General features: G+C 63.9%; 3 protein-coding genes and 2 pseudogenes. 4 read left to right on the forward strand and 1 reads right to left on the reverse strand.

What is annotated here, in order from left to right:
• The first annotated feature begins 236 nt into the window (after positions 1–236).
• Positions 237–1,523 (forward strand): IS256 family transposase, encoded by a 1,287-nt coding sequence (locus VGS97_RS00050; RefSeq protein ID WP_349261910.1) that lies wholly within the window; start codon positions 237–239, stop codon positions 1,521–1,523.
• 120 nt (positions 1,524–1,643) lie between these two features.
• A pseudogene (locus VGS97_RS29750) lies at positions 1,644–1,815 on the forward strand (IS701 family transposase); the annotation flags it as partial.
• Positions 1,816–1,872: 57 nt separating this feature from the next.
• Here VGS97_RS29750 and VGS97_RS29345 read toward each other — a convergent pair.
• Positions 1,873–2,782: pseudogene (locus tag VGS97_RS29345) on the reverse strand (integrase core domain-containing protein).
• Between VGS97_RS29345 and VGS97_RS00060 the strand changes: the two are divergent.
• The gene (locus VGS97_RS00060) at positions 2,717–2,974 is read left to right on the forward strand and encodes a hypothetical protein (protein WP_326851035.1); all 258 of its coding nucleotides are present in this window, start codon (positions 2,717–2,719) and stop codon (positions 2,972–2,974) included. The pseudogene VGS97_RS29345 and the gene VGS97_RS00060 overlap by 66 nt on opposite strands.
• Positions 2,975–3,647: 673 nt before the next feature.
• Positions 3,648–4,616, forward strand: a complete 969-nt coding sequence (locus VGS97_RS00065; RefSeq protein ID WP_326851036.1) for a DUF1702 family protein — start codon at positions 3,648–3,650, stop codon at positions 4,614–4,616.
• Positions 4,617–5,229: the final 613 nt, after the last annotated feature.

Below are 5,229 nucleotides of genomic sequence, written 5' to 3' on the forward strand. Positions count from 1 at the left end.
CCGGGCATCTCGGCCTCCGCCTCGGTGGTGGTGATCGCCTCGGCGCTCTCTACCACAACCTGACCTTCAACATCAACAACGTCGATAGTCATAGGAATCAGACCTCTCTACTGATCCCCACCCTCTTCGACACACTCCCCAGGACGGCGACGCGTTCATCGGCGGTCAGCGCAGTTGGGACTGTACGGTCTTCGGTGTAACTCCTGGACATGATGGAGTTGCATCTGATGAGCGTGATGGAAGTGGAACAGGCTGTGGCCGAGCAGGTGGACGAGGGGTCGTCGGGGCTCGACGCGCTGGATGAGCAGCTGCTCGACCAGCTCGTCGGGCAGGCCAGGGAGCGCGGGGTCAAGCTCGCCGGCGAGGGCGGTCTACTGGCGGCGCTGACCAAGCGGCTGCTCGAATCGGCGCTGGACGGTGAGATCACCGATCACCTCGGCTACGACAAGCACGACGCGACCGGGGACGGCTCGGGCAACTCGCGCAACGGCCGGCGTTCCAAGACGGTGCTCACCGACATCGGGCCGGTGCAGATCGAGGTGCCCCGGGACCGGGCCGGCAGCTTCGAGCCGCAGATCGTCAAGAAACGTCAGCGGCGGCTGACGGGCGTGGACGAGATGGTGCTCTCGCTCTCGGCCCGCGGGCTGACGCACGGGGAGATTTCCGCGCACCTGCGCGAGGTGTACGGCGCCGAGGTGTCCAAGACGACGATCTCCACCATCACCGACAAGGTGATGGATGGGATGGCCGAATGGCAGAACCGGCCGCTCGACCCGGTCTACCCAGTGATCTTCATCGACTGCGTCCACGTCAAGATCCGCGACGGGCAGGTGGCGAACCGCCCGATCTACATGGCGCTCGCCGTCACCTGCGAGGGGACCCGCGAGATCCTGGGCCTGTGGGCCGGGGATGGCGGTGAGGGCGCGAAGTACTGGATGCACGTGCTCACCGAGATCAAGAACCGCGGCGCGGGCGATGTGTGCATGGTGGTGTGCGACGGGCTGAGGGGCCAGCCCGAGGCGATCGAAGCGGTCTGGCCCCGGGCGGTGACGCAGACCTGCGTGGTACACCTGCTGCGGGCTTCGTTCCGCTACGCGGCCCGCCAGGACTGGGACGCGCTGGCCAAGGCGCTGCGACCGGTCTACACCGCGCCCACCGAGGCCGCGGCCCTGGAACGCTTCCTGGAGTTCCAGGAGGCGTGGGGCCACAAGTACCCGGCGATCATCCGGCTGTGGGAATCGGCCTGGTCCGAGTTCGTCCCCTTCCTCAACTTCGACGTCGAGATACGCCGGGTCGTGTGCACCACGAACGCCATCGAGTCCATCAATGCCCGCATCCGCCGGGCCGTGCGGGCCCGAGGTCATTTCCCCAACGAGCAGGCCGCCCTCAAGTGTGTCTACCTCGCCGTGATGAGCCTGGATCCCACCGGGACCGGGCAGAAACGCTGGATGAACCGGTGGAAAGCCGCGCTCAACGCCTTCGAGATCACCTTCGACGGACGCCTGTCCGCCGGACGCAAATAGAACACCACAACCCAGTTACACCGATAGCTTTACAGACCCCCGTCCTGGTCTAGTGGTAGTTTGTTGACTGCGGGTCAGGTCTGCTGTATGCCCTGGTAGAGACGCCTGCGCTACCGATGGGTGTGCGATGCGAGACATGTGCCTGGCCCGGCGGCGCCGGGTCCGTTGGAGGGTTACGCGGCCCGGTTTCCGTGAGTACTTGGCCGGGCTGCTCGCGCCGCGGGATCGGAACAAGACTTTGACGGCGTTGGATGGGGCGGAGCCGGTGGTGGGGGCGCAGCATCCGGCGGTGTAGCGCCCGTAGTTCGTCCTGTCCGAGGTGTAGGTGTCGATTATTCGTCTGTGCTGGTCAGGCGGCGTGTTCGTACTTGTGCGGGATGCCGCCGGGTGGGTCGCGTCTTTGGATGTTGAGGTGGATGGTCCGGGCTTGTTCGGTGGTCGGTTTGGGCGCGGGATGTAGCGGCGCGGCCTGGTGCGACGTGCGGTGTGGACGATGCCGGTTGTGTGCCCCTCGAACTCGCGCAGGGCATGTAACAAGTGGGCGTGATTTCAGGTCAAGGTGTGGTCAAGCAGTTCGCTGCGGCAGGTGCGCGCCCAGCGTTCCATGATGGCGTTCATGCGCGGCATCTGGATCCCGGTGGGCACCACCGTGATGCCCGTGTCGGCTCGAACCTCGTCGAACGGGGCGGGGAACTTCGCGTCGTGATCGTGGATCAGGTACCTGGCTGTGGCGCCCGTGTCTTGTGGATTCATGGCCAGGTTGTGGGCGGCTTGGGTGACCCATGCGGCGGTGGGATGCGTGGTCGAGCCGGGGATGTGGACGCGCCGGGTGGCGTGCTCGATGACGGTCAGCACGTACTGTCGTTGTCGGCTCAACGTGGCCGCTTCGAGGAAGTCATAGGCCAGGATCGCCTCGGCTTGGCTGTGTGGGAACGCGCCCCAGGTGGTGGTTGCTCGTTCGGGAGCCGGGTCGATTCCGGCGTCCTTGAGGATCTGCTAGACGGTCGAGGCTGCGATCTTGATGCCCAGCATCGTCCCAGCATCGTGAGCTCGCCGTGAACTCGTCTGTAGTCCCAAGCGGGATTCTCGTGTACCAGGCGCAATACTGGTTGGCGGATTGAGGCGACTGTGTGCGGCCGGTCGGGACGTGTTCGCCTGCTGTGTTCGGCATGGTGCCGCCTGACCAAGTTGCGGTGCCGGCGCAGGACGGTGTCAGGTCGCACGATCAGCCGCAGGCGTCGCAGCGACTCGCGTGGCAATGGTGCGGGCAGGCCAGCCAGAAGTGCGCGAAATGCGGGTTTGAATCGGGGCCTGGTGGCTGCGAGTTGCTGTTGCAGCACGCTGATCTGGTGGCGCACGGCGAGGATCTCGATGTCCTTGTCGCGGTTGCTCATCGGCAACAGCCGCAGGACCGTGAAGGCGTTGCTCACCGCGAGGTAGGCCAGGCGTAACAGCACGAGCGGTCATCCTGCCGTAGCCGCAGCCTCGACACGCGGGGAATCGCGGCAACGCCACAGGTCTGCGCACGGCGAACCGAACCAGCCCCGACCTGCACGGACGATATTGCCGGCACCTTCACGGTCATCAAGGGCACACTCGTCCGCTTGCAGGTCGAGCGCCCGCCCGGCGACCGGGACCCCGAGCCGGTGTGGCTGTGGGCCCCGGCCACCGGTGCCATCACGGCCGACATCGGCGGATGGAATTACCGATAAGTGTAAGTGTAATCATCCGGATGGTCGAGCAATTCAGCCGGTTCGGCCGAGGTCACACTGGTGACGAAGGCGTTGCGGAGCACGGCCGGTTTGCACTCTACCCGGCCGAGAGTGCAAATCTATTCATTCAGAAGTACGATAGTCACAGAGTCTCTCTTTAGAAGTCTGCGATACCTTGACTTGTTATCATTCGATGCAATAATTCCAACTATAAGGGCACTGCTAGATGATGATGCCAACGCGCGAACGCGGCACGCGTTCAGTCAAAAATACTTGATGTCACGTGCGCATCGTAAGTCCACATAGGGCTGTGACGTCGTCATCTGTCCGATTGTCTCCGTCTGCGGGACTCGGATTCGGATTGTGCTACACCCACCGGCTTCGGTCTGGTGACTATCGAACGGAGAGTGCTTTGGCCGGCACTTGGGGCACCATCAGGGGCCGAATCATAACGCCTAGCGCGTCGTCCGGGAGCTTTGAGAAGCGCGGCTTCCACATCAAGAGCCTCGATGCCCGGGAAGCGCTTGAAAAAACAAGCAGGATGTTCATGAACGGGTACGCCTACGCCGCCGCAGCCGACACGGTCGCCGAGGCACAGGACCGCATCGCGCAGCTTCCATGGCAGTTCCGCGGCTTCGCATATGAGGGCGCCGCAATGGGCTACGCAGTCCGCGACGGGATGCCAGTCGGAAACACCCGCCACGTCACCGACTTGCTCGCCGGACGCACCGATGGCCACATCTACATGATCCACTTCGGGGTCGGCTGGGCGATGGCCCGGCTGCCGCGCTTCCGCTGGAAGACGCTGGGCGCCGCCGTGCCCAACCCGCTGTTCCGCTGGCTGGTTCTCGACGGCTACGGCTTCCACCAAGCGTACTTCAAGACCAACAAGTACGTGCGCCGACAATACCGGGAACCGCGCTTCCCATGGCCGGGCGAGGGCCCCGATGGCTACGCCAACCGCGTGATCGACCAGGGCATCGGGCGGGCCATGTGGTTCGTCGGCGGCGCCGACCCCAACCGGGTCGCCGACATGATCGACAGGTTTCCCGAGTCCCGCCGCGCCGATCTTTACGCCGGCTCCGGCCTGGTGGCGACCTACGCAGGCGCCGCCAATGAAGGAGAACTGCTCACGTTCCTGCACCGAGCCGGCACCTACGCTCCTCAGGTGGCACAGGGCAGCGTCTTCGCCGCCGCCGCCCGAGTGGAAACCGGCCTGGTCACCGAGCACACCGGACTGGCAACCAGAGTATTGGCCGGTGTGACGCCGGAACAGGCCGCGAAGATCTTCCACGATGCCCGACCCGCCTCAAAAACCAATGGCGACACCCCACTGTTCGAGCTGTGGCGCCAACACATCATCGCTGCCATGCCCGCATGAACCACTCCGGGACTGGTCCAATGCCGCATGGTTAGGGATCGTCGAGAATAAAGCAGCGTGGACAAGGTGGTGGTCACTGAGCTGTGGCAGCAGTAGAACGCCAGTTTGTTGGTGGCGTTGTTGTGTCGGATCAGTACGCTGTGCTCGACACCTGTGTCGGTCTCGGCATCAAGCCACACCCGGCGATCGCGAAGGCCGTAACAGGCCCAGCCAATGGGTCGAGTGGTTTCTCAGTGCGTGGCATGCATTCCCCCCTCCAAACGAGCGTGCCAGGCCTATCCACTACCGATGAAGCGGTTACCCCCACCGCTTCCGGACCCTGGCATCAAAATGGTACCTGCGATCGCAGGGACGTGTTAGGGCGCTGCGATGAGTTTCGGCAAAGAGCCTGCTGAACGCAAGCGGCGATCACCCTAGGGTGACGGGTACCGCACCGCCACGTTGTTTCGTGTTGTTTATCGAGCATCCTCGACTGCTGCGAATCAACAACACAGCACTTATAACCGATGTGTGCGAACCAGACCGGCCTGATCCAATAACTGCTCGCCGACATTGAGGGCGAGCTGAGCTGACCCAGTTATGTCACATCGGAAGGAACGACGAACGAGGAACG

The organism is Actinocrinis sp. (assembly GCF_035946395.1).
Classification (GTDB): domain Bacteria; phylum Actinomycetota; class Actinomycetes; order Streptomycetales; family Catenulisporaceae; genus Actinocrinis.

Coding starts and splice junctions, on each gene's coding strand:
- VGS97_RS00050 (WP_349261910.1), top strand. CDS start 237: ATGGAAGTGGAACAGGCTGTGGCCGAGCAGGTGGACGAGGGGTCGTCG.